Source organism: Agrobacterium sp. rho-13.3 (assembly GCF_033957765.2).
GTDB lineage: Bacteria > Pseudomonadota > Alphaproteobacteria > Rhizobiales > Rhizobiaceae > Agrobacterium.
Genome location: NZ_CP192775.1, coordinates 1,175,228 through 1,199,157, shown reverse-complemented (window position 1 = coordinate 1,199,157; position 23,930 = coordinate 1,175,228). Strand labels below are relative to the sequence as shown.

At 52.8% G+C, this 23,930-nt stretch carries 24 protein-coding genes and 1 pseudogene; 13 read left to right on the top strand and 12 right to left on the bottom strand.

The window, feature by feature from the left end; translation table 11 throughout:
* Positions 1-17 precede the first annotated feature (17 nt).
* Positions 18-1,139 carry a substrate-binding domain-containing protein gene (locus RMR16_RS20400; RefSeq protein ID WP_320197444.1) on the bottom strand — a complete coding sequence of 374 codons (1,122 nt, stop codon included), beginning with the start codon at positions 1,137-1,139 and terminating at the stop codon, positions 18-20.
* A 54-nt stretch (positions 1,140-1,193) separates the two neighbouring features.
* The gene (locus RMR16_RS20395) at positions 1,194-2,006 is read right to left on the bottom strand and encodes a sugar phosphate isomerase/epimerase family protein (RefSeq protein WP_320197443.1); all 813 of its coding nucleotides are present in this window, start codon (positions 2,004-2,006) and stop codon (positions 1,194-1,196) included.
* Between the two features lie 322 nt (positions 2,007-2,328).
* Here RMR16_RS20395 and RMR16_RS20390 point away from each other — a divergent pair, with 322 nt between their 5' ends.
* The 3 genes and pseudogenes from RMR16_RS20390 to RMR16_RS20380 all read left to right on the top strand — a co-directional run bounded on the left by RMR16_RS20390 (position 2,329) and on the right by RMR16_RS20380 (position 5,272).
* A complete protein-coding gene (locus tag RMR16_RS20390; protein ID WP_432355135.1) occupies positions 2,329-3,621 on the top strand; it encodes an ROK family protein in 1,293 nt (430 codons plus the stop codon).
* A complete protein-coding gene (locus RMR16_RS20385) occupies positions 3,618-4,637 on the top strand; it encodes a substrate-binding domain-containing protein (RefSeq protein WP_320197441.1) in 1,020 nt (339 codons plus the stop codon). The genes RMR16_RS20390 and RMR16_RS20385 overlap by 4 nt, the downstream gene beginning before the upstream one ends.
* A 98-nt stretch (positions 4,638-4,735) precedes the next feature.
* Positions 4,736-5,272, top strand: a pseudogene (locus RMR16_RS20380) (response regulator transcription factor).
* Between the two features lie 188 nt (positions 5,273-5,460).
* Here the strand turns inward: RMR16_RS20380 and RMR16_RS20375 are convergent.
* Positions 5,461-6,369: a LysR family transcriptional regulator gene (locus tag RMR16_RS20375; protein WP_320197440.1), complete on the bottom strand. Its 909-nt coding sequence runs from the start codon at positions 6,367-6,369 to the stop codon at positions 5,461-5,463.
* A gap of 132 nt (positions 6,370-6,501) precedes the next feature.
* Between RMR16_RS20375 and RMR16_RS20370 the strand changes: the two genes are divergently transcribed.
* The 4 genes from RMR16_RS20370 to RMR16_RS20355 all read left to right on the top strand — a co-directional run bounded on the left by RMR16_RS20370 (position 6,502) and on the right by RMR16_RS20355 (position 9,326).
* Positions 6,502-6,981 carry a carboxymuconolactone decarboxylase family protein gene (locus RMR16_RS20370; protein WP_320197439.1) on the top strand — a complete coding sequence of 160 codons (480 nt, stop codon included), beginning with the start codon at positions 6,502-6,504 and terminating at the stop codon, positions 6,979-6,981.
* Positions 6,982-7,047: 66 nt separating this feature from the next.
* The gene (locus RMR16_RS20365; RefSeq protein ID WP_320197438.1) at positions 7,048-7,800 is read left to right on the top strand and encodes an SDR family oxidoreductase; all 753 of its coding nucleotides are present in this window, start codon (positions 7,048-7,050) and stop codon (positions 7,798-7,800) included.
* A 38-nt stretch (positions 7,801-7,838) separates the two neighbouring features.
* Entirely contained in the window at positions 7,839-8,261 is a 423-nt protein-coding gene (locus RMR16_RS20360; RefSeq protein WP_320197437.1) for a cupin domain-containing protein, read from the top strand.
* Positions 8,262-8,324: 63 nt separating this feature from the next.
* Positions 8,325-9,326 carry a mechanosensitive ion channel family protein gene (locus tag RMR16_RS20355; protein ID WP_320197436.1) on the top strand — a complete coding sequence of 334 codons (1,002 nt, stop codon included), beginning with the start codon at positions 8,325-8,327 and terminating at the stop codon, positions 9,324-9,326.
* A gap of 2 nt (positions 9,327-9,328) precedes the next feature.
* Here RMR16_RS20355 and RMR16_RS20350 read toward each other — a convergent pair whose 3' ends face one another.
* From RMR16_RS20350 to RMR16_RS20340, 3 genes are all read right to left on the bottom strand, one after another.
* Complete coding sequence (locus RMR16_RS20350) at positions 9,329-9,817, bottom strand: RrF2 family transcriptional regulator (protein WP_320197435.1); 489 nt, start codon at positions 9,815-9,817, stop codon at positions 9,329-9,331.
* Positions 9,818-10,093: 276 nt separating this feature from the next.
* The gene (locus tag RMR16_RS20345; protein ID WP_320197434.1) at positions 10,094-10,402 is read right to left on the bottom strand and encodes a hypothetical protein; all 309 of its coding nucleotides are present in this window, start codon (positions 10,400-10,402) and stop codon (positions 10,094-10,096) included.
* A gap of 252 nt (positions 10,403-10,654) precedes the next feature.
* Positions 10,655-11,878, bottom strand: a complete 1,224-nt coding sequence (locus RMR16_RS20340) for an ATP-binding protein (protein ID WP_320197433.1) — start codon at positions 11,876-11,878, stop codon at positions 10,655-10,657.
* A gap of 1,633 nt (positions 11,879-13,511) precedes the next feature.
* On the opposite strand from RMR16_RS20340, the gene RMR16_RS20335 reads away from it, so the two are divergent.
* The 3 genes from RMR16_RS20335 to RMR16_RS20325 all read left to right on the top strand — a co-directional run bounded on the left by RMR16_RS20335 (position 13,512) and on the right by RMR16_RS20325 (position 17,087).
* On the top strand, positions 13,512-14,306 hold the full coding sequence (locus RMR16_RS20335; RefSeq protein WP_320197432.1) for a hypothetical protein: 795 nt from the start codon (positions 13,512-13,514) through the stop codon (positions 14,304-14,306).
* A gap of 390 nt (positions 14,307-14,696) precedes the next feature.
* Complete coding sequence (locus RMR16_RS20330) at positions 14,697-16,205, top strand: alpha/beta hydrolase (protein WP_320197431.1); 1,509 nt, start codon at positions 14,697-14,699, stop codon at positions 16,203-16,205.
* A gap of 144 nt (positions 16,206-16,349) precedes the next feature.
* Positions 16,350-17,087, top strand: a complete 738-nt coding sequence (locus RMR16_RS20325; protein WP_320197430.1) for a metallophosphoesterase — start codon at positions 16,350-16,352, stop codon at positions 17,085-17,087.
* Positions 17,088-17,101: 14 nt separating this feature from the next.
* Here RMR16_RS20325 and RMR16_RS20320 read toward each other — a convergent pair whose 3' ends face one another.
* Positions 17,102-17,836 carry a hypothetical protein gene (locus tag RMR16_RS20320; RefSeq protein WP_320197429.1) on the bottom strand — a complete coding sequence of 245 codons (735 nt, stop codon included), beginning with the start codon at positions 17,834-17,836 and terminating at the stop codon, positions 17,102-17,104.
* A gap of 68 nt (positions 17,837-17,904) precedes the next feature.
* Between RMR16_RS20320 and RMR16_RS20315 the strand changes: the two genes are divergently transcribed.
* Complete coding sequence (locus RMR16_RS20315) at positions 17,905-18,210, top strand: hypothetical protein (RefSeq protein WP_320197428.1); 306 nt, start codon at positions 17,905-17,907, stop codon at positions 18,208-18,210.
* Positions 18,211-18,255: 45 nt separating this feature from the next.
* Here the strand turns inward: RMR16_RS20315 and RMR16_RS20310 are convergent, their stop codons facing one another.
* The gene (locus RMR16_RS20310) at positions 18,256-18,489 is read right to left on the bottom strand and encodes a hypothetical protein (RefSeq protein ID WP_320197427.1); all 234 of its coding nucleotides are present in this window, start codon (positions 18,487-18,489) and stop codon (positions 18,256-18,258) included.
* A 114-nt stretch (positions 18,490-18,603) separates the two neighbouring features.
* Here RMR16_RS20310 and RMR16_RS20305 point away from each other — a divergent pair, with 114 nt between their 5' ends.
* Positions 18,604-19,122, top strand: coding sequence for a PIN domain-containing protein (locus RMR16_RS20305; RefSeq protein WP_320197426.1), 519 nt, complete (start codon positions 18,604-18,606; stop codon positions 19,120-19,122).
* A 14-nt stretch (positions 19,123-19,136) separates the two neighbouring features.
* Here the strand turns inward: RMR16_RS20305 and RMR16_RS20300 are convergent, their stop codons facing one another.
* The 4 genes from RMR16_RS20300 to RMR16_RS20285 form a co-directional block, all read right to left on the bottom strand.
* Positions 19,137-20,315 (bottom strand): AAA family ATPase, encoded by a 1,179-nt coding sequence (locus RMR16_RS20300; protein WP_320197981.1) that lies wholly within the window; start codon positions 20,313-20,315, stop codon positions 19,137-19,139.
* Complete coding sequence (locus tag RMR16_RS20295) at positions 20,279-21,070, bottom strand: hypothetical protein (protein ID WP_320197425.1); 792 nt, start codon at positions 21,068-21,070, stop codon at positions 20,279-20,281. Before RMR16_RS20295 ends, RMR16_RS20300 begins: the two co-directional genes overlap by 37 nt.
* Before the next feature lie 37 nt (positions 21,071-21,107).
* The gene (locus RMR16_RS20290; protein ID WP_320197424.1) at positions 21,108-21,575 is read right to left on the bottom strand and encodes a hypothetical protein; all 468 of its coding nucleotides are present in this window, start codon (positions 21,573-21,575) and stop codon (positions 21,108-21,110) included.
* Positions 21,576-21,872: 297 nt separating this feature from the next.
* Positions 21,873-23,105 carry a PD-(D/E)XK nuclease family protein gene (locus RMR16_RS20285; protein WP_320197423.1) on the bottom strand — a complete coding sequence of 411 codons (1,233 nt, stop codon included), beginning with the start codon at positions 23,103-23,105 and terminating at the stop codon, positions 21,873-21,875.
* A 272-nt stretch (positions 23,106-23,377) separates the two neighbouring features.
* Between RMR16_RS20285 and RMR16_RS20280 the strand changes: the two genes are divergently transcribed.
* Complete coding sequence (locus RMR16_RS20280) at positions 23,378-23,857, top strand: hypothetical protein (protein WP_320197422.1); 480 nt, start codon at positions 23,378-23,380, stop codon at positions 23,855-23,857.
* The last annotated feature ends 73 nt before the right edge of the window (positions 23,858-23,930 follow it).

Below are 23,930 nucleotides of genomic sequence, written 5' to 3'. Positions count from 1 at the left end.
TCACTATCGGGACAGGTCTACTGCCCAAGACTTGTTTTTACATTGGCCGTCGGTTCGGTGTTGTAGACGGCCTTCCAGCCCTCAACCAAAGTTTCCTTGGTGACGGGAAGTGCCGGCAACGCCACGAAAGCAGGCGCCACCTTGCCGAGCAGACCATAACCCGCCAGTGTCGCCTCTGTCACACCCTGCGAATAGGGACGCTGTGCGCCAAGGCCCTTGACGAAACCGCCTTGCGCCATGGAGATGGCGACGTTCTCGCCAAGATCAACGGTGGTGATGACGAGGTCGTCGCGACCGGCGGTACGGGCCGCAGAGATAACGCCTTCGGCTGGCACATCCCAAACGGCCCATATGCCGTTGAGGTTAGGATTGGATGTCAGCATTGCGCTGGCCGCCTTGTCGGCATCACCGGAAAAGTCCGGACCGCCAATGCCTTGTTCGGCCACAATTTTAATATTGGGATAATCCGAAGCGATCGTCGCCTTGAAAGCTTCGTAGCGTTGCTTGGTGACGAAGAAATCGGCCGCATGAAAGACGAGGCCAATCTCGCCCTTGCCGCCCAGCGCCTTAGCCATCAGATGCGCCGAAGCGACGCCGTTGCCGTAATTATCCGCCGAAACGACGGATACATAATCCTTGCCAGCGGTGAAGCCTGCCGGAACGTTGTCCATAAACACCAACTTCACGCCTGCGTCCGCAACCGCCTTGTAAGCACTGGCCGTTGCCACGGGATCTGTTGGGATCGATACGATGATGTTGGGCTTCTGCGCCATGATGGTTTCAAGATCGGCCACCTGTTTTTCTGGTTTGAACCCAGCGTCTGTGACAGCAATCACCTTGATGCCCATGGCTGCAAACTGGGTCTGCAATCCATTGATCTGCGCCTGGCTCCAATCATTGCCACCATAATGCATGACGATGGCTGCCGTTGCGTTCATACCCTTGATTTTGACCAGTTCGTCGTTGGTTAAGGTGACCGAAGATGCGCTGGCCGGTTCTTCGCCTTTTGGCCCCTTCGACAGAACGGTGGCTTGTAGCTTGGCAAGGGCCGCATCCGGATCAGCAAATGCTGGTGCAGTGATCGAGATCGTCAGCACCAGGGCGGCGCTGGTTGCAAGCAGGCTTCGTTTCGTTATCATGTTTCTTCTCCTCCCAAGAAGTCGAGGCGTCTTTTCCTCGAAAGTTTATTGCGATCAGGCTCTTTTCAGATAATCCATGCTGATACGGGCTCCCTCTGCGGGATCTGGCCAAGCATCGAGTTCCGTGCAGACCCAACCCTTGAACCCCGTCTCGCGAAGTGCGGCGAGGATGGGCCCGGTTGGCACGTCGCCGCGATCAAGCGGCGTGAAAGCGAATGGCTCTGTTTGGAAGCCCTTCAAGTGGACGTAGGAAATGCGCGATGCATGATCGCGAATGAGCTTCGCTGGATCGCCGCCAGCAGCAGCCAGATGCGCCGTGTCCGGACAGAAATCAATCGACGTTAGACCGAATATCTGGTCCACCGTCTCCGGCCCTTCAACGATCGTCGACAGGTGTGGATGATAATGACCGCGTAAGCCACGCTCCTCCGCAATCGCCTTGACCTTGTCCAAGGCAGTACCGAGCTTCACATAATCCTCGTCGCGGATGCCATCGTGACGTTTAGCCCCTCCCCCGACGACCAAATGTAGTGCGCCGAGTTCAGCGGCACGGTCGGCCGCCCGGGTCACACGGGCCAGTTCTTCTGGCAGGATATCGTCAAAGATGAAATTACCACCGGCATAGGCCGCCACCAGCGTCAGGCCGGTATTGGCGAGAAGCGTGCGGAGATCGGCTGCGCTGTAGTCAAGCAGATTTCCATCGAACAATTCGACGCCTTCGTATCCTGCCGCAGCAATGTCGGCAAAAGCACGATCCATGTCACCGAACGTTCGATAGCTGAGATCTGTGATTGAGGTCACACCCTGCGCATTGCCTCCGAGCATACCCCAGCAATTGGCGTGATACGCCAGCTTCCAGTCCGACATCTTATTTCCTCCGCAGCGACCGAGGCTCCTCGCCCCTCTTTCGCGATATCGCCGCTCTCCGGGTTTGAAGTTATGGCTGCTTAATATGGAAGTCAACATTATTTCTACATAAGTCGGCAAACTTTTGCTGATTTACGACATAAGTTTGTACTTGCCCCGCACAGCCATCCGTTTTATCCAGTGAAAACGATGGCCGCGCTGACGACAAAACCCGAAACGCAAACACCGAAGGGAATACGGCAAAATGCCCATTGCCTCGACATCCCCGAACCGTGGAAAAGGCCGCCCGACAACGCGCGATTCCGCCGCCTCAAGCCTTGGTATGATCCTCAACTTGATCCGTTTGGGGAAGGCGACGACGCGGCAGGAACTTGAACGGGAAAGCGAACTGGGGCGTGCCGTGGTGGCTGATCGGCTAGCGACCCTTTCCGAGATCGGCCTGATCGTCGAAAGTGAGCTCGGTATCGCCAGCGGCGGACGAGCGCCGCGCCTCGTTCAGTTCAGGAAAGATCGTGGCTGTATTCTTGTCGCGACTCTCGACCAGTCGGCATTGGGCGTCGGCATCGCTGATCTTTCAGGCCGGCTGTTCACAGAACATCACGAGGCCATCGATCTTGGCGCGGCTGCTGTCTTGACCTCGCAACGCATTTTGTCGCTGTTCGATTGGCTGATCGCCAAACACGCCCCTGATACGCCAGTCTGGGGGATTGCGGTATCGGTGCCAGGTCCCGTCACAGAGAGCGACGAAGTCCCTTTCATGAATCAGACGCCTTCCTTCCTTCCGGCATGGGAGGGATTTCCGTTCGTAGAAACCCTTGTGGATCGATTTGGCGCGCCAGTCTGGCTCCGCTCGAGCATTGAGACTATGACAATGGGAGAACGCTTCGCCGGTGCTGGGCAAACCGCACGCAATATGCTGTTCGTCAAAGTCGGAAAACGCATCGGCGCCGGGCTGATATTCGACGGGCGGCTTTATCGCGGTGCACAGGGTGCCTCTGGGCTAATCGGCCAGATGCCGGTGCAGGCCAGCGATCGCACATCGACGCTTGACGCCATCGCCGGCAGCGACATGATCGCACGCGAAGGTCTGGCGGCGGCACAATCCGGCAAAAGTCCGTTGCTCGCCGACACATTGCGTCGAAGCGGCGATGTCGGCGCCATCGAAGTGAGCCAGGCCGCCCAATCGGGCGATCCGGCATCCATGGAAATTCTCGGCCAGAGTGGACGGTTAATCGGGCACTCTGTTGCGATGCTCGCCAATATGCTCAACCCTGATCTGATCGTCTTGTCCGGCAACATGGCGCAGACCAATGACCTGCTGCTGGCAGCCGTCCGTGAAACCGTATACGGCGAAAGTCACCCACTGGTCACCCGTGACCTGATGATCGTCAAGTCGCAAATGGGCAGTTCTGCGGGCCTGGTCGGCGCGGCGATGGTAGTCGTGGAAAGTTTGTTCGAGCCGGGATGCCTGAAGGACTGGATTGCGCAGGGCATTCCACTCGCCCACCCCGAATTCTTGACAATACGAGAAGCAAGCTCCTTGCGTCACGCCGGCACTATTGCCGAACAGGACCAAAAAGCGATCGCTCCGCCAACCAGGAGATCAACGCAATGACCATTTCTGGATTGGGCCCACACGGTGAACGCGCAGCGCCGCCCGAGCGCATTGCGTTGTTTCCAGATGACAATGCAGCTGCCCGTGCTGGGCGATTTCGCGTTGCAATCGTTATGCATACCTTAACCAGCGACTGGGCAAAGCAACAGATCGCTGGCATCATGGCGACCTTCGGTGAATGTGAAACAGCCGTCATTGAGGTCGTCGATTGCGGCTTCGCGCCGGAAGCTCAGATCGCTGCGCTAGACCGCCTGCGTGGAGAGAAGCCCGACGCGATCATTTCGATTCCTGTCGCCAATTCTACCGTCGTGGAAGCGCATCGGCGCGTTTCACAGGCTGGTATCCGGCTGCTACTCTTGGATAACGTCCCGACCGGACTCCTTCCCGGCTCCGATTATGTCGCACTCGTCTCCGCCGACAATTTCGGCCTTGGTACGATAGCAGCTGCGTTTCTGGCGGAAAGACTTGCGAAGGGTGCAGCAGTCGGCGTGCTGTCATACCATGCCGAATTCTTCGCAACCAATGAACGCGAAATCTCCTTCAATAAATGGATGATAACAAACCGGCCGGATGTCCGAATGTTCGTGCGCAAATTCGATAGCATCCAGACCGCCGGTTCGGACGCCCTGACGTTGTTATCAGATCACAAAGATCTCGCCGGCCTCTTCGTCGTCTGGGACACGCCTGCGATGGAAGTGGTCAAATCGCTGGAGCGAGCGGGCCACCATCTACCGGTCACCACGGTCGATCTGGGACGCGAAGCCGCCATCAATCTCGCTTCCGATGGCATGATTTGCGGCATCGGCGCTCAGCAGCCCTATCTTCAGGGTATTGCCGTGGCGCAAACTTGCGTGCTTGCACTTCTGGGAAAGCAGACGCCCGACTGGGTTGCACTTCCCGGCCTCGCCGTATCCAGCGACAATGTTGTCGAGAGCTTTCAGAAGGTCTGGCGCAAACAGGCACCGCGCGAAGTCCTTATCAGCGCCAAGCTGGTAAAGGATCACTCGACTCCATAAATACTCCTCGGAACGCAACTGCCACCCATAAACTTCCAAGGCCTTGATGGGAATCTAACCGACGACACGTCCGGTTTCGACCGAAGAAGGTCCAGTTTTTGGGGATCAGAGCACTCAGCGCTGAAACACATGGCTCCGTGAAAGAATTTATGGTCGCAGACGATCCTGAAAAAGCCGGGTGCATCGTCCTCGACATCCGCCTTCCCGGCCAAAGCGTGCTTGAATTTCAGGAAGCGTTGGCCAAAAGCGGTCTTCCCAGGTCCGTCGTCTTGATTAGCGCGCACGTTGATGGACACATGGCAGTGCGGGCGATGAAGGCGGGGGCTATCGACGTTCTTAGCAAACCCGTCCGGGAGCAGGATCTGTTGGAGACCGTCAACCGCGCAATTGCCGATGACGCCACTCGCCGCAAGGAGAGAACAACGAAAGCTGCGATCCAATCGAGATATATGACGCTCACGGAACGGGAGCGATAGATCATGGCGTTAGTGATCGCCGGTAGACTGAATAAACAAATTGCCGCAGAGCTTCTGATCTTAGAGCCAACCGTTAAACTACACAGGGGCCACATGATGCAAAAAATGAAGGCAACATCAGTCGCCCGTCCCGTCAAGATTACGGACGGTCTGTTGTAGGCTCAAATGGAAAATCCTAGAGGCATGGCTACGAGCGTCGTCGAGGTTGCAAGCGTGATCGGGCATCAGCTACATCCCCCCACATCCGACGGCCCAGCCAATACATTGAGATAGTAAAAGCTCGAAGGGTGGCAATACCATGAGCGGACATGAAACTTCGGCCATCACACCATAGGTAGTGACCGTTGTTACCAGGCGACACCACTCATCATATCGTCCTCTTTAACCGCATCGGTGAGAAAATCGAGAACCGTGCGCACCCGTAGCGGCAGGTTTCGGCGCGAAGCATAAACTGCGGTGATCGGCAGCCGTGTTGGCGGTAAACAGGGCAGAACGTTGATGAGTCGGCCTGATGCAATGTCTTCGGCCACAAGTATGTGAGAGAGAATGGACAGTCCCCCGCCGGCGATGGTCGCTCTATGGACGGCAGTCGCATTGTTGAACACCATCCGTGGGGTAATCACTACACGCACATGATCGGCGCCGTTGACCAAAACCCAAGTCCGCGTTTCTCCGCCACGGCTGTAACAGATGCAGTCGTGCTCAGCGATCTCATCCGGCCCGGCGGGTATACCCCGATCATCAACATAGCCGGGTGATGCAACCAGGAAAGCGGTGGTCCAGCCAAGCCGACGACAGATGAGACTACTATCGGAAACCTCGCCGAGACGAACCTCGATGTCTATCCCCTCTCCGACGAGATCTGACGGCTCCTCGCAAAACAGGGTTTCGACCATCAGGCGCGGATGTCGTTTTAAAAATGCAGGCAGCTGTTCACTAACATGCATGCCGAGCGGCGTGGGAAGGCTGATCCTCACCCGGCCAGACGTCGTCACGCTTTCGGCCGCCGTTGTATCACCTAGTGCCTCCATGGCGTCGATGACCTTGCGCGCCATCGGGATCATCTGCTCGCCTTCAACTGTCAGAGACAAGCCATTGGTGCTTCGATGAAGGAGCCGAGTGCTATAGTGCGCTTCCAGCGATGAGATTTGCCGGGACACTGCAGGCTGCGTCAGTCCGAGGTCCAACGCAGCGCTGGAAAACGAGCCCGTTTCGGCAACCCTCAAGAATGTTCGCAGAGCCGCAACCACATCCATCTGTCATCCCCTCATACTTTCCCGCATAAAGTTTATGCGGGAAGCTTAGACCGGTTTTTGTTGCACGTCCATCTATTACGGATAGTTTATATCCATAAGGATATTTAGAGTCCTTAATAGATGGAGATAACCATGACACAGCGCCTGAACTACGCAGCCCAATCCCCGGAATTCTTCAAGAAGCTGTCTGACCTTAGCCAGTCACTCAAAGACAGCGTCATCGAGCAGCCGATCCGCGATCTGGTAAACATACGAGCTTCCCAGATGAACGGCTGCGGCTTCTGCCTCGACATGCATGTCAAGGAAGCCAAGATCCATGGAGAGAGCGAGCGTCGCCTTTACCATGTTGCCATCTGGCGGGAATCGAACCTGTTCGCTCCGCGCGAGCGCGCAGCTCTTGCCTGGACCGAAGCCGTCACCAAACTTGCTGAAGGCGGTATTCCCGATGAACTCTACGAGCGGGTTCGTAGCCAGCTGTCGGAGAAAGAAGTCTCCGATCTGACCTTCTCGATTATGACCATCAATGCCTGGAACCGTGTCAGCATCGCCTTCAAGGCCGTGCCAGGCTCGGCCGACAAACTCTACGGACTGGAGAAAGCCGGTCTCAGCTAAGGTGCGCTTCCACAGCACACGGCACCCCAAATCCATTCCGCATGCATTCCTAGAGAAAGAACAGAAATGAAAATCGTCATTATCGGCGGAACCGGCCTCATCGGATCGAAGACGACCGAGCGCCTTCGCGCTAAAGGCCATGAGGTGATCGCCGCCTCCCCGAACACCGGCGTCAACACCATCACCGGCGAGGGCCTCGCCGGAGCACTGCAAGGCACCGAGGTCGTACTCGACCTTGCGAACTCACCATCTTTTGAAGACAAGGCTGTCATGGAGTTTTTCGAGACCTCTGGCCACAATCTGCTGACGGCGGAAAAAGCAGCCGGCGTCAAACATCATGTTGCACTTTCTGTCGTCGGGACAGAGCGTTTGCAGGAGAGCGGGTACTTCCGGGCCAAGCTCGCTCAAGAGAAGCTGATTAGGGAAAGCGGCATTCCCTTCACGATCGTTCATTCCACGCAGTTCATGGAATTCGTCGGAGGTATCGCTCAATCGAGCATTGTCGAAGACAAGGTCCATCTGTCATCCGCTTTCGTTCAGCCGATCGCCTCCGATGACGTCGCCGATGCGATGGCGGAAGTTGCGCTTGGTGTACCGGTCGCCGGGATTGTGGAAATCGCCGGTCCGGATCGCTTCCGTCTCAACGAACTCGTTGCCCGATATCTGGAATTGACCGGAGACCGCCGCCAGATCGTTGCCGATCCCGAGGCGAAATATTTCGGGGCACGTCTAGAAGACGGAGCATTGGTCACTGACAACGATCCCAGGCTCGGCAAGATCGGCTTCGACCAATGGTTCGCAACGGCGCCGCGTCGGTAAGACAGCCACCTCCTGCGAATTCGGAAAAGGACACGATAATGAACAAGCTCAGCCTTGCGGCCTTCGTTGCATTTTTTCTCATTGCCGGCACGGCCGGTGCTCATGACACCTCGAGCGGTTCCGCTGCGAAGGTGACACTCGTCTACGAACGCGAATTGCCGAACGTGCCCGGCAAGAGCATGAAGGGCGTACTCGTCGAATACGGCCCAGCCGGTTTCTCAGATGCCCACACCCATCCTGATTCGGCCTTCATCTATGCCACAGTTCTGGAAGGCTCCATCTTAAGCCAAGTCAACGATGGGCCTGTGAAGGAATACAAAGCGGGCGAGAGCTTTTCGGAATATCCGGGTGACCGCCACGGCGTCAGCAAGAATGGTAGTGACACAAAGCCCGCCAAGCTTCTCGCCGTGTTCGTGGTCGATACCGCTCAAACGGAACTGACCTATCCGATCAAGAAATGAGACCAGCCAAGGACCGGTAGCGAAAACACCGCCGGTCCCTGTGCTTATTAAGGCAAGGGTTCCATGATGGCTTACAATTCGATGATGCCAGCCTTTCTGACCGTCGATCTTCTTGGCCTTTTTGGGATTCTCGTGTGGCATCTACAGGGACGGCAGAGGCCGACGGCCCGCCTTATCGTCCAGATCCTGTTCTTTACCTCCATGACAGCGGCGTTGATTGTGAGCGGCATTCCGCCGCACCGCGTGATCGCCGGCGAAACCGACGGGTTTGCTGTCTATATGGGCACTGCGGCTCGCGTCCTGTGGTGGGTTCATCTTGCCTGGGCGACCATTGGCTTCATCCGTCTTTACATCGTCCTCGATCGCCGCCCACAGGAAGCGCGGCTGATCCAGGACCTTATCGTGGCCGGGGTTTACCTCGGGGTGACCCTCTCGATTGTTGGTTTTGTGTTCGGCGCCCCAATCGGCACCTTGGTTGCCACGTCCGGTGTCGTGGCGATCATTTTGGGACTGGCATTGCAGAACACACTCGGCGACCTGTTTTCCGGGATCGCACTGACGCTCGGACGGCCTTTTTCGATCGGAGACTGGATTCTGCTTGCCGATGGAACCGAAGGGCGCGTTGTCCAAAACAACTGGCGATCGACGCAGGTGCTGACACCAGCCAACAATCTCGTTGTGCTTCCCAACAGCACACTTGCCAAAATCGGCCTGACCAACCTTACCAAACCTGACGAAAGCCATCTCGTTATCCTGCCGATCCGCATCACGTCCGACAGTCGCCCGGCCGAGGCCGAGGCAATCTTGAAGGCGGCGTTGCAAACGTGTCAGTGCATTGTCCAGTCACCGGCTCCCATCATCGCACTCAAAGGCATCGACGCGATCGCAATCGATGTAGAGCTTCAGTTCCGGGTCACGGCTCCCGCAGCCCGCACACCGGCGCGCAACGAGGTCATCGAAACGGTCCATCAGCACTGTTTGGCTCACGGCCTGTCATTGGCGATGCCTGCGCAGAGCTACCTTGGGATTGCCGGAAATTCACCGGGGAAAAAGGCTCCCACCTGAGTTTATCCGGCGCGCTTGAGAACCCACTCGAAGGTCCCGGACCAGATTTCTGGGGTAATTTCCTTTTGCAGAATGTTACCGAGATCCGCGAACGTCACCTTTCGAAGGGCGGAGCGCCAGGCATCGTCGGCTTCCCACATGATGCGAGCAATGGCGCAAGGACCACTTTCGCAAAACCCTTTCGGACGGCATGGATTGTTGGCTCGGATGTTCTGGCAGACAAACGTCCGACCCCTGCCCTCGACTGCCTCAACCACGTCGAGAAAAGTCAGCTCATTTGCTGTCTTGGCAAGGCGGTATCCACCGGATGGGCCAAGCGTGGTGTGAACAAGGTCCGCTTGTGACAAGCTTTGCAGAGCTTTCGACAGGTATTCCTTCGGAAGCCCATGGAGCTCGGCGAGGGCCTTTGTTGACAGGTATCGGCCTTCGGGGAGGCCCGAGAGAATGGCACAACAGTGCAGTGCCCACTCGACTTGGCTTTTGAGAATCATGCGAACATCCGGGCAGCAATTACGGACATATGATATCCCTATTTGCCCTGCCTGTAAATGCAGCTTTTGCCCTGATGGTGCTCTTGAAAGGCATGAACCCTCGACCATGCTGATTTGATTCCGGTACACATATGGTGGGTTAGCTCCGGCCTCCCGATCGGCAATGTGAACGCCAACTTCGGCCCGTTGGCAAATCCCTGATCCGGGAAAGACGCGGATGTCGTGTCCGCGTCCCTGCGCCGTAGACGTCTTGCCTTGCTGCGATAGCGGCAAACTTCAGCGCCGGTGACCAAGCATCCTCAGCATGAATTTAGCATCCCATTCTGGGGCTTCGAGCATTTCGAGGGTTCCGCCTCGGGTCAATTTCCAGCCGAGGTTTGCGCTGTTCGTAGACGTCATCCGCACGTTGCTGCCCCAGAACCAACTGCCCGGCAGACCGGAGGTCGTCGTAGCGTCTTCGATAAGACCCTTACCATGCAGTATCTGGCCGATCCGGAGGGACACATCCGACCGAATGAAGAACTCGGATGCTGGATAGTACAGGCCTGCAAGGCCTTCTGGCGTTTCGCCCTTCAGGGGCCGCATCGGCTACGGGAAGTCCTAGAAGGGGCAGCCAACAGTTAAAAGCGCACGTCGTGCCAGGTTCTCAGAATATGGCGGTGCTGCCGCCGTTAGTACGCCAGCTTATGGATTATTTGGTTGTTGGTTTTCCGAAACATGCTTGGTGGATTGAAGGAACCTACCTCTGAAGGGAATTGAACCTGAGCCCCATTTTTTGTCGCCGTCGGACTTCCAAGAACGCTCGCGCGTCTGGAGCCTAGAGAGAGTTCCTAGGTCCTAATGCCACAACGCCGAGATTGGCACCGCGGATAAGCGTTCTCCGAATGGAATTACCTTGTGGTGGTCGTAAAGGACCATGCCTGATACGAAGCGCTCTCCGCATGCTTCGGCCAAAATTCGCAATCCAGAGAAATCGGAATTTGTGACGGATGCTGCGGCTTTTATCTCGATACCGACAATCCGCCCTCGCCTGTCTTCAATGACAATATCGACTTCATTCTGCTGCTTGTCACGAAAATGCGAAAACTCAAATCGTGTTTGTGCGGCGCTGGCGAGTTTGAGGATCTCCCCAAAAACGAAAGTCTCCAGCAACGCCCCGAACTGCCCTCTGTCGTCGCGCATTCTCTCGAGAGACAGGTCACGAAGAGATGCGAGAAGACCAGAATCGAGAAAATGTATTTTGGGGGTCTTGGTCAGGCGCTTCAGTTTGTTGGAAAACCAAGGTTGAACGGTTCGCGCGAGGAACAGGCTCTCGAATATGCCGACGTATTTCTGGGTTGTGACGTGGTTCATCCCCATGGTGGCGCCAATTCCGGAGTAGTTCACGAGTTGTCCCGAATGCTCAGCTAGGATGCGCAGCAAGCGCGGCATTTGCGCAATCTGCTCGATTTGGGCGACATCGCGAACGTCGCGTTGAACGATCGCCTGGATATAATCCGCATACCAGTCGTGTTTGCGGCCCAACGTTTTGCGGCCCAATGCCTCGGGATACCCACCGGCAAGGACCGCAGCCATCAAGTCGTCGCCGATGATGGGTTCTCCACCCTTTGCTTCATTTTGAAAGGCGTCGCTCAGGAAACTGCTGCCGGCGGTTCTAATCTCGCTCTGCGCAAGCGGCAGCAGTCGAACGACCTCCATGCGCCCTGCGAGCGAGTCCGCCACGCGTGGCAGCGTCATGAGATTAGCTGAACCGGTCAGGAGGAAACGTCCCGGGCGCTGGTCGGTATCCACACTTTCTTTGATTGCTAGCAACAGCTCGGGGGCGCGTTGAATTTCATCGATGACGGCGCGATCTATACGTCTTACGAAGCCGACTGGATCCTGACGGGCTGCGTCCAGGGTGGTCGCATTGTCCAGAGTGTAATACTCCATGGCCTCGTTTGCTATCTTCTTTGCCAAAGTCGTTTTTCCTGATTGTCGGGGACCGACGATCATGATCACTCTCGTGTCTGACATGGCATCGGCAACGCGTTGCTCGACGAGTCTTGGATAAAGCGCCATAACGACATTCCTTTCAGTGACCAATTGAAACTACGTTGCCGACTAATTGAAAGTCAAGATGCGACCATTTGAAATCGACATGGCGACCAATTGAAACGATGGGTCAGAAGTAGGTGGCATGAAATGGCAAAATCTTAGGCAGGCGCCGCCTCCCGCTGATTTATCACCGAAACTGATCTAGCTGAAACGCGCCGAGGAATCTGGCTAAGAACGATACGAAAGCAAATTCGTGTGTACGTTGATCACAACGAACACCTTACCAAGCAAAAGAAATGAACACTTTGAGGGGGGTTAGAAAATGGTGGGGCAAAAATCGTGGTGCGGCCCCTAACGAATTTCCCTAGCGGAAGTCCACTGTTGAAATCTTTGTATTTTTTTGCTTTCGTGTCTCTGTGACTGCATAGTATGAAAAGAAACAGCGCCCCCCGAACAACTTTCCCCAGTGTATTTCGGGATGGAATTAAATCCCTGTGGGCACGCGAATTTTCCCCACACATCCTACATCTATGCGAATTGCTGCGTAGCTGTAGCACATGCGGCAAAGGACCAGCCATCAGACCTTGACGGAGCGGAAGAAATGCGGCGGCTCTTTACTGCCTCTGACATCATTCGGAAGCTTGCACTTCACTTCATCAAGACTGAATTCGCGTATTCCGAATCTTACTTATCCGACACGACCTGAGTTCCTCACATCAGGCATCCGTTAGAGCCATGTGGCAATCATAGCCACGACGATGCTGATGATCCCGAGCACAAGAGCGGTGTGTGTTTCGAAAAACAAGATGTTCCTCGCCCATGTTCGTAGTGGCCTATCGGGATTATCAATTATCTCACGTGTGATATGTGACGGGGGCCCCGACGGGAACTTCTCATCGTTCCCATAAAATTCCAGCACACTGCTGAACCATCCACTCGAACGGGCTTGAAAAACAGCAGACAAAGCGAAAAACCCGCTTGCCGTGTCTAACCATTTCGCAGTCGGAATGACGCTAAAATGCAGACCGGCAATACCCACTGCCGTGCACGCGCAGGCGGCGGTAAGAAGGACTAATAACAGGCGTCGATCAAAAAGTGTCGTCATGGTAGTCCAAAAGCTATGTTGAGAACGATGACGATATGACTTTTGCATTCAGCAAAAATGAAAAGTCTGAGTCAGTTTTTCGAAAGACGCTGCGCTGATGGGCGCTTTCGCGATAATCCAGCCACGCACTTCCAATGACATCTATAAACGACTAAAGTACATTGCGGGTCTCGTTGGCGATTGAGACCCAAAGCTCCGTCCCTTCCGAGTAGGTGGTCTCTATGCCATCCCGGCCAATAGGGCAAATCTCGTAAGGCTGACAGGTTGTCGAGATGCGTTCGATCAGCTGCGGAAGGTCACTCAGGAAGTCAACGGCGGCTTGTTACAAGGGCTTCGCCATGTTGCCCTGAATTGTTTGCCTTCACCCCAACTCATGCAGGTCATAATGGAGTCGAACCTGCGGAGTAGGAAGTTAACCGACTTTCACCCTTGAGCATTCGCTGTTGGACATATACTGTTCGAACCTTTGACTTGGTGTGAACTCAAAGAAATCGTTGCAATATGCAATCATGACATGTATTCAGAGATTGTAAAATTGCAAAGGTGATTACAATGCACTATACAAGTCCCGTTTTAGTCATCTTTATTATTGTTTGCCTATTCATATTCACAGTCTTTAGTAGGCAAATCGGCCGTGGATTTGGTGAAGCATTAGTCGAAATATTTTTCGGAATTAGAGATGCTATAAAATTCTTATTTAGTAATTTTATTTTTTTAATAAATTTTGTTTTATCTTCTTTCTTTACTTCGAAATACAATACTCAATCAATCAAAATGGTAGACCTCAAGCGGTTTGTACGCGAGGAAATTGAATCTGACCCCGAATTCCCACATATCAGAACGCGCCTCGGTAGAGTTTATGAAAATGACACCGCAAAAAATTTGACGGGGTCATTGTACGAGCACAATTATCTCACCAATAAAAATTGGCTTAGTGTCGTATCTTTCTATGGCAGGCACGGCTATCGACTGAAGCAGAACAGAGAAACGGACGCCGTTTATGTGCAGCCGCACCGCTATCAAGACGCAAAAGGTAGACCGCTTTTTGATCTATTGGTGATGGCGGATAATTCAATTCGAATTGTTGATGCAACCGACGATAAAACTAAATCGGGTCCCTTATTTACTAATCTGATAACGCCAATTTGGAATCCAAAACTAGTTTCCAAAGCACTTTTTACAAGGCTATCCAAGAAACTCGACGACCTTGACCGCTTAGACAAGAAGGCTGAAGTTCGTCAGCAGAAAATCGCTGCTGGAGAGAGCAGAAAGGCCATAAAAGCGGCTAGAGCAACGGAAGAGGCCGAGCTTGCAAGTAAAGCTGCCATTGAGCGCTTGAAGAAGTAACTTTGCCTTCAGCGTTCGACCCTTAGCCTTGAAGAATTCAATCCAACTGGTCATCACAACATATGTTCTCTCCCGGTAATCGGGAAAAGATAGCAATGCTAGAATTTCTACGCGTCTCAACGTCAGAGGAAATCTGAGCCGCACGAGTGTGATCGACTGCGGGGAGGAATCTATTTCGTACGGGATGAGGCAAGTAATCCATTAATAGGCACCTTAGCTAAAAGTAATTCTCTCCGGCCTACTCTGCAAGAGACAACACTGGCTTTGCACAACATTGATTTATGGAAACGTCCTTTCATTAATCGAAGCAACTAACCCTTAGGTTTTATCAGGTAGACGCCACTACCTGACCCAAGTTCTTCAAAGCTGCTGACGACAGAAGAGTACAGAATGGCCGATAGTGATCACATCGAGTGGCTTAAACAGGGACGTGCTGCATGGAATGGCCGACGAAAGCTCATCAAGTTTTCTCCCGATCTGTCTGGCTTCGATTTTCAACAAGTTTTCGATGAAATTCCCTTACATCTAGGAAACGATGATTTTTCTCGTTTTAATTTCGCTGATGCAAATCTTCGTGGTGCGAAATTAAAAGGTTTAGACTTTTCAAAAGCACGCTTTGAGAGGGCTGATCTTTTTGAAGCCGATTTAAGTTCAAGTCGCTTCACACATGCGAAATTCAACAAGGCAAATATGAGGGGGGCAGTCGCTGAAGGTGCTTCGTTCGAAAACGCAACCTTTATAGGAACACTGGGCGCGAAAGAAGTGATTGCTCAGTCGTTTCCACATCAAGACACAGATGGAACACGATGGCGTTTCCTTGATGGAGGTTTTCAAGAGGAGCGACTCCCTGATTTCAACTTAGCGCAAAGCTATCGTTTGAAATCCCGTGCCGCTGCACCTGACACAGAGGCAATTGACACGATGCGTGCTTCGCAAAAGGAGCCAACTTATCTTGTCACATTTGCCACAAACCGGATCGTCATTCGAGACTACGGACAGCTTATCTTCGGTGACGAGCGTGATGATGAGCTGCACTATGGTGCTTGTCAGGTGCACGTCCCGCTTTCTCACAAGGTGGGCTCACTTGGCTCGCCATTGTGGAAACGCTTACTAAAAGGAGATGACAGATTAAAGATTCGACAAATTTATGAATTAAGTGGCGATTTATACTGGCAGTTCGTGCATCAGAACTTCTCGGAGTTGTTCGACGCAACGCCTCCAACCGTGATCATTCACGGCTATAATGTTGGGTTTGAGCGCGCCGTACTCTGGGCAGCCCAGATTGGCTACGATCTGGGCTTGATGCGAGGGATAAACCTTTTTAGTTGGCCATCCCGAGATCGAATACACTCATACCAGGCGGATGAATCAACCGTCGAGTCTAGCAAATATCACCTCGCTTCCTACTTACTTGACTTCATCGAACGCGCTGGTGAGCACAAAATAAATGTCATCGCGCACAGCATGGGCTGTCGGTGCCTCGCGTCAGCACTCGAAGTTATCGGGTTAAGACATCCAGAAAAGCTCAGCCGCTTCAACCACTTGATATTCGCTGCTGCTGATGTAGATCAGGAAACTATGCGGAATGTCGGCGCGCACGTAATTGGAAATTCCGGGCGGACGACATCTTACATCTGTTCAAAAGATAAAGCAGTGCAGCTTTCTGCAGTGATCCACCAATTCGCACGTGTCGGATTTCTACCTCCCGTATTCCTCCTGGACGCCATGGACACGGTCGAGGTTGAGAAGGGCAATCTTTGGGAACTCGGTCACAGCTACGTTTCAGACGCGAAGGAGCTGCTGATGGATATCCACCAAATTCTCAAAAGTTCGACACCACCCGCCGAGCGGTTCTCTATACGGCCTGGGACTTCAGGTCATTGGGTCCTTAAAGACTAAAAATGGATTGTTGTTGATAAAGAAACGATCTTTTATCGCAAGCGTCCTCTCCGCAGTTAGATGGAGATGTGACCCACCCTGAATCCTGAGCACGCAGGACAAGGCTCTGACAACACCAATCCGCCGGAATTCTATGGGGCAGAAATGAACTTGATAGCTATTGGCGACATCCACGGAATGACGCAGACGCTAGAACTCCTCCTGCTTGCTCTCAGTAAGGAATTTAAGCCGGAAAATACCCGCTTCGTGTTTCTTGGCGACCTCATTGATCGCGGTCCGAATTCCCTACAAGCTGTCGATCTAGTTTGCGATGTCATGGACCGGTACCCAGGTTCAGTGTGCATTCGTGGAAATCACGACATGTACATGGACTGTATGTCCAACCTGTCGATTGCTCGTGATGAAGCCGCCACCTGGATGTGTTTAGGAGGAAAGACGACGCTTGAATCCTACGGCCTTGATCCCGACGATCTGATCGATTCTGGAAAGAACTTCAACAGATCACATCCACGACACATGTCGCTCTTTAGAAACGCGCGCTCTCATTTGCAAACCGAAAGGTATTTCTTCACGCATGCTGGCGTGGACCCATCTGTGCCTCTGTCGGAACAGGACGACCATGTTCTGATGTGGATCAGAAAAGGTTTTCTGGACAGTACCAAAGTCTTGGAAAAGATCGTAGTGCACGGACACACGATCACAGGAAGCACCCTGCCCGAGATATATGAAAATCGCGTAGCGCTGGACGTGGGGTCCTACCGAACTCATAAAATCGCCGCTGCAACTTTCGTCGATGATGAACTGAACGGATTTTTTGTCAGCCAAGTCACCGCAAGCTTGAGTGAACTACGCCGTTTCGACAAGCAAATGAACGAGATTTAGCAAGAAGCTGATAGCTACTGCACTTCACCTGAGGGTGCGTTTTTTTTGACGTGTTGATCATCCCAAAATCGTGCACTGAAGTTGTTCAATCGGCCAGAGCGATCCACCTTGAGCAAAAAGTTCTCGGGTATCGCATTGCCATCTCCTCCTTCGCCAAAATAATCGCGCAATGTGCAGAGTATGGTACTCACCATGCCTTCCCACGTGGAGACCAATTCATTCTCATTTAATCGCGCCTGCTTGGCAGCACTCAGCTTCCGCTTTGGCTTCGTAAGGAGGTAAGAGTGATCGCGGGTAACCCTATGTCTGAAAGTAGTCTGTCCAAATATCCATTCGTCTTCCCCCCTTTCTCGCCACCGGTACGAAACCGTTGCTGTGAGGTCGTTTGTGAAGCGGAATGGCGGGTAAACGTTGTCATCTATGTAGAAGAGCTGTCGCTGCTTTTCCTCTGTCTCTACCCGATCCTTCATTTGTCTGACAGCGAACAGTAAACGATGACCGTAACGGTGAACCTCAGAGAACTTGTTTTCTCTGTTTTGCGCTGATTTAGCTTGTTTGTATCGAGACAATGCATCCTGGAATGAGCGCAACTGCGTTCCAATATGGTCACCCGCTTTTAGTAAAACCTCACGGGGGAGAACTTCGAGATTCTCTTCGCGCATCGCCAAGTCAATTTGCTTGTCCAATTGACGTTCATCAATTGACTTAATGGCGAGGGTTTCAGTTTGTGTAAGATTGATGACACTCATACTTCTTCTCTGCGAAAAGCACCGTGCGAAAAAAAAGATCATTCGGGAATTGATAGAGCAGCAAACACATGTCCTCGCAATCGCTCTTTTTTTACAACTTAGGATGCAGCCCTCCTCCGCGAGAAACTTTCTCGAATCGCTGGAAATACTCGGGAGCCTCTGAAAAGATCGTGGTTCACGGGCACACAATTACGAAGAGCGAGTTACCTGAAATCAATCAAAATCGGATCGCGCTCGACACCGGTTCATATCTTAGAGGTCGCATCGCCGCTGCTGTTTTTGTGGATGATCAGGTCACCGGATTTATTCTGAGCGAGGCCACGAAGCGTGGTGATAAAATAATGCGTTTCGATGAGAATATGAGAGCTATTTAGCGACGCGGTATCAGTCGTTTGCCGCGCTGTGTTCAGGCCCCGCTCCTAAGACCCGTCACCGGAGATTGGGCCACCCCGCGTCAGAAGTGCGCGCGCTTCGTCTGAAATGTGCACCAGAGAAATCTGTATTAGAAACCGGCCAGCGCCATCGTTGACGGTGACGTCGCCTTTGTTGCGTAGGAGGTCAAAGAAATCTCGCAGTTCACCATCAGCAGGGATGGTGATCTCGCCTTCAGCGATGCTGCCCTCAGATCGTGAGAAACCGTCGTTTACAGTCATGATTTTTTCCAGTTACGATCAAGATTTCACCCGTGAATTTCGTTATGGTGCATATTAATTATACTTTAACCACAACTCCGGACTGTGAGGACATTGCTAAACGAGTGTATTTAGATGCCTAAGGGATTTATACTTGATACATGCGTAATTAGTGAAACAAGCAGGGTAAAGCCTCATCCACAGGTTATCCGGTTTATTGAAACAGCATCAAATCTTTTTATCCCAGCAGCCGCGATCATGGAGTTTCAACAGGGCATAACGCAACTGCAGTCACGCGATCCAACAAAAGCCGCCCAATTGGCAGGATGGTATCAGAAACTTCTTTCGTCGGGGATACCGATATTGAACACTGGAAGAGAAATTGCCGAGACGTGGGGAAAATTGTCTGCCGACCCCAGACTTCGTAACCTTCTTGTTTCTCGTCCCGAAGCGAAACGGATTAGACATGGCCAAGATTTGCATCTGGCAGCCGCAGCCTTAATCAAAGGCATTCCGATAGCGACCTTTAACATCAAAGACTTCCTGCTCATTGACACGTACTATCCACTCCCTGGGATATATGACCCTCAACTGGACAAGTGGTACAGCAGCACGATAGCCCCATGCCCGCCAGCGCTACATATGGCAAGTTGATATGAACTGAGACGTCAATTCGCCCGTCGCCGTTGCGGTTTTGCTTTGATAAGTCCGGTTCTGATTTCGTACACCCTGTCTGGTGAGAGCCGCCCAGCCGCATCGAGTTCCTCTGACAGCTCTAAGAGGAGCGATTTGTTATCCTCCAAAATAGTCGTTGCTCGTTCAAATTGGTCTGCGAGGACCCCCTCTACACGGCACTTGAGATCAAGGTCGGAGTGCCTCAGCTTTTCGAGTTCACTATCCGTCTCTGCCTGGCTATGCAGGAAGCTGATCCCCATGCCAAGCCTTGCTTCCATCATCGTCGCGATACGGGTGGCTACGGCTAGATCAGAGCTTTCGCCTGCACCGGCACCATCACTCGTGTCTCCGTAGATCAGGCGCTCTGCCGCCATCCCCGCCATCATCACTGCGATACAGTTGAGATAGAATTGCTGATTTCGGCGAGCAACCTGAGGGATATCGAAAAAAGCAGCCCCACCTCTCTGGTGTTTCGAGTCCAGCCTTGCGAAATTTGCAATCTCGGTGCCCATGTATGTGCCGTAACCCAGCTCAGTGCCGACTACTGTGTGACCCGCCTCGTGAATGGCAATCGACCGTCGGAAATCGCCAGAAATACTGACGACCTCTGGAAGTCCTGATTGCAAGTCTCCCAAACTCAGGCCGCGCTTTTCACGTCGTGCAATGCGACGAGCGTCCCGAACGGCTTTTGCCAAGTCAGCTCCTGTCATGCCCTGTGTTGCAGGGACGAGCTTAACGAGATCAGATACTGCGATACTGTGATCCGTCAACTGTGTAAGGATCGCAATCCGATCTGGAGCCGACGGCAATGGGATTTCAACGTGGCGGTCGAGCCGACCTGCGCGGATAATAGCTGGATCGATACGATCAATATTGTTTGTCGCTCCGACAACCACTACGCCATCTCGTCCATCGAGACCATCCAGGCATTCGAGAAGCGCGTTGACGACCTGAACGCTGTAATCTTTGTGATCGTGCGTAAAGCCTTCTCTAGAGCCGAAGGAATCGATTTCGTCGATGAACAAAATAGACGGAGCATCTTTACGAGCGCGTTCGAAATCACCACGCATCGCTTTTAACAGGTCTCCCAAATGGCCCTTGCTTTGCCACCTTCCAAGCGATGCTGCGACCAGATTTACCTTGCACTGTTTTGCGAGCGCACTGGCGAAAATGCTTTTGCCAACACCAGGAGGTCCGCTGAGGACGATGCCTTATCAACATCAGTCCAGTCGATCTTGCCAGCTCGCCAGTCGGCCAAGTCATTTGCTAGTTGGATGCCCCATTCCTTGGCGGAACCGTAACCGTACATGTCCGCGAGTGCGAGGATTTCCGGCGTTGGCTTTCTTTTCAGAGTTTCCGTCACAGGATTTTCCTGTGCGACCGGAATCTCTTTGAGGCGTCGCATGGATTCGCTGATGGAACGTCTTGTACGAAACGCTGCCCACAGGTGTTCACGTGGGTAAGTCAGGGCGGCATTGGCCTGTTCGTCAGACATCGTCAGGCGAAGCACCGCTCTGCATGCTGCCTTAAGATCATCCGCAGCAATTGGGGGAATATTGATTACGAGGTCTGTCGCCAGTTGAATAAGTGGGGTCAACGTCACGCCTCGTTCAACCACAGCAATGACACGATCTCTCTTGTAACACTCTGAATATTCGTCATCAAACTTTGACGGCTTATCAGTCAGAGAGACGAGGATGCAGCCCACGTCCTCGCTCCTGTAGAACTTGTCGTCTTGATAAAGTTGGTCGATAACGGACGATCTGTAGTCGGATGGTGAATATCCATCAGGTGTGAGGAGGACCAAAAAACCAGGGCCTCCTGCTGCAAACAACGGATGCTCCCGCAGGACGCGGGTAATGATGCTATCGAAAACGTATTTGCGCATAGATTTAGGCGCGCGGCTCTGCTTTTTGCTGCGTGACATGATAATCCCTTGGCGATCTGGCGTGAGAATATGGAGTTTAGCGGGAGAATTTGCGGACGCTGGTTTCAGGTCCTAGAAGCGCGGTATCGAGATCAATTTCGATAAATCGCGCTACAATCATATTGGCCACTGCGCATATTGGCTGACTCTCGCGCACCAGCTGCAGGCACTCTGAAAGTGTGAGGCTGCCCTGATCTTCGAGAGCAGAAAGCAACCGAATGCGGTCGCCAAGACGGGCCTCGGTACCAGCGTAACGAAGCAGGTCTTTGCAATTTTTCAGACGGATCGGATCGATATCGCCGCGCGACCATGTTTGATAAGTGTAGTTCTCAGCTCGGACAGCGTTGGCGATCCATGGTGGTAGAGTGCCTCTGGTGATCACATCAATGATCAGAATATCATGATCGCGCTCAACCACGAAGTCAGGACGATGGGTGTCAAAACCACTCCGGAATTCGAGTGACTGGCATGCCCACCCCGAAGCAACTTCCTCGAAATCCAACATGCAGGACACGTCCCGCGCCAGTTGATTTCTGAAACGGACAGGCCCGACGCATCTGACAAATTGATGTGGGTGATAGACTTGTGACATCCCGCTATGGGAAGGCAACTGGATACTCATCTGCAATACTCGATACACGCAGTTAATCACAGCCTCAAAAGAGGCAGCGGATCAGCGAGATATTCGTATGAGGTGCAGAGCGATCTTTTTCATGATTGGAACAAATAAAGAACACATGCAGGAGAGTCAATATCTTTCTGCGTCCATTTGCAGTGATCAATGCAGCAGATAACCGCCGTCTCATGCGATTTCCGGTTTTTGCTGTTCCACAAGTTGCTGGTCCATCTCAAGGATCGCATACATCAGGTGTTGAAGTTGTTCACTTTGAAAGCTCGACCAAGCTAAAGAAACGTTCGTTTCTTGACCTTCGAAAGACATTCCCGTCGCTTGGGTGGCTGTTAATAGATCGCGGCTGAATATCGTTGCAAACTGCACTCCCATGGGCTTCACGACGCCTTGGAAAAGCTTCGGGTTCGCCATTGCAGCCTGATAAACATAGGATCGCATGGCGCTGTCGCATGGCCCGAGAATAAGCGATAGATTTACTCGGCCTGGAGTATTTGGATATGTCTTCACCTCGAAAAGTAATCCCCTACCGGTCTTCGTCCATTTAGTTGGATCAGCTTTCACCAGTTGGAGTTCCGTATCCCAAACATCCGGAGTGAAACGGAGAATATTGCTGCCTGTGCTTTCAATGGTTAGCCCTTCGACGGACTCAATTCGCTCACGCACAACAGCAAGCAAATTTCTTGGCTCGGGTCGGCAATTGTATATGAAGTCGAAAGCCTCTCTGTGCCGTTCGTAGAGCCTGATGGCAAGTGATCGCAGTCTTTCATCGGTCACGATGTGTCTCCTCACCAGGTCGATGTAGTGATTTATGATGAGCACCGTCTCCGATGGAAGTGGCTCCAGCGGATTGGTGATTATACTCTCCAGCGTTTCCACGATCCCACCGTAGTCATATGCAACGTATCCGGCATGGTCTGGGGTGGTCCCATCTGGTGTTAGAAATACCATCAGTCGTCGGTGGTCCGGGTAGAGTTTTTTAAGACGGACGTCGTACCGCTCCAGTTGTCCATCTCCTGCTTTGCTGCCAACTTTGTTTTCTATCGCGACCACAAAATTGAGCGACGGCAGTTCAACGATGATGTCGATATCGTCTCGCTCCCGATAGACAATTGCGTCATCAAGGTCACCGGCAACAAGCTCCAAGGCCATGATCGGCCGCTCATTCGATGGAATGCGGCTCAGAATAGAACGTAGAACGGCGATCAGTGGCATCGGTCCAAGGCCGTGTGGACGGCTCGGAGACAGCAAATATGCGAGAAAATTCGAATGACGAAGCTCGGCTCTGACAGCTCCAACTGCTTCGAAAAGATTGAAGGGTGACATCTGCCGGTGGACAGTGTTGAAATCCGCATCGTCGAATAAGTCGCCGAGCTTTTGTTCTAACGCTAAAGCAACTGTATCCATTTGAAGACTGCCTAAATTCAAATCACTGTCGCACTCTATCGGAACGACATTTGATTTAAACCCATGGCAAAAACTGGAGGATCAAAATTCTCCTGCCCTTCAGCCACGCTTAGGGCTGCCTGATCCCTTGACCAATCACATTTACAGGCAGACGAGAGGCGGTGAGCGCACTCAGATTTCCGCTGTGGATCGCCATTTACATTTGAGTTTGAGTCCTTTCATACTGCCGACCGGGTGATCTGAACAATTCTCAACTTGTAGAAAGAGGGCAAATGGCCAGTACAGCCGCTGAGAAAGCACTTTTGATAATTGAGAAATGTGGTGATGCCAGTAAACTCCGCCAAATGGCTGTAAATGCGCGAGAACGCGGCGAGATATCAGTCGCGCATGCTGCCGACCTTAGACTTTACGATGTTTTGCCATCGGAAAAGCCCGGCACTTTTGAGCATGACGTATGGAGAAGTATTCACGCGTTAGAGGGAACCCTCACGAATGAACGTGTAAAGACTACACGCTTGGGGAGAACGCGACCGAAGATCGCTCGCATTGGGGAAGTAGAGACTCTCAAGGATTTGATCATGCGAAAGGAGCCGTCCGAAGGCTTCTTTATGCTCTTGGAGCGAGAGATGGCTGACCTAACGTTCGAAGCAGTTGCGCTGCGACATCCTGATCGGTTCGACACTGCGGTCCTCGACGCTGCGGAGGAGAGATTAAGGTCAGCTGGAATTGAAACAAAGCCGAGAACACCGTGATAGATGCGACACGCTTACCGTTTCCCTTAGAATCGAGGAGGTAGTCATGCCTCCAAGCATTTGCGTCTGGCGA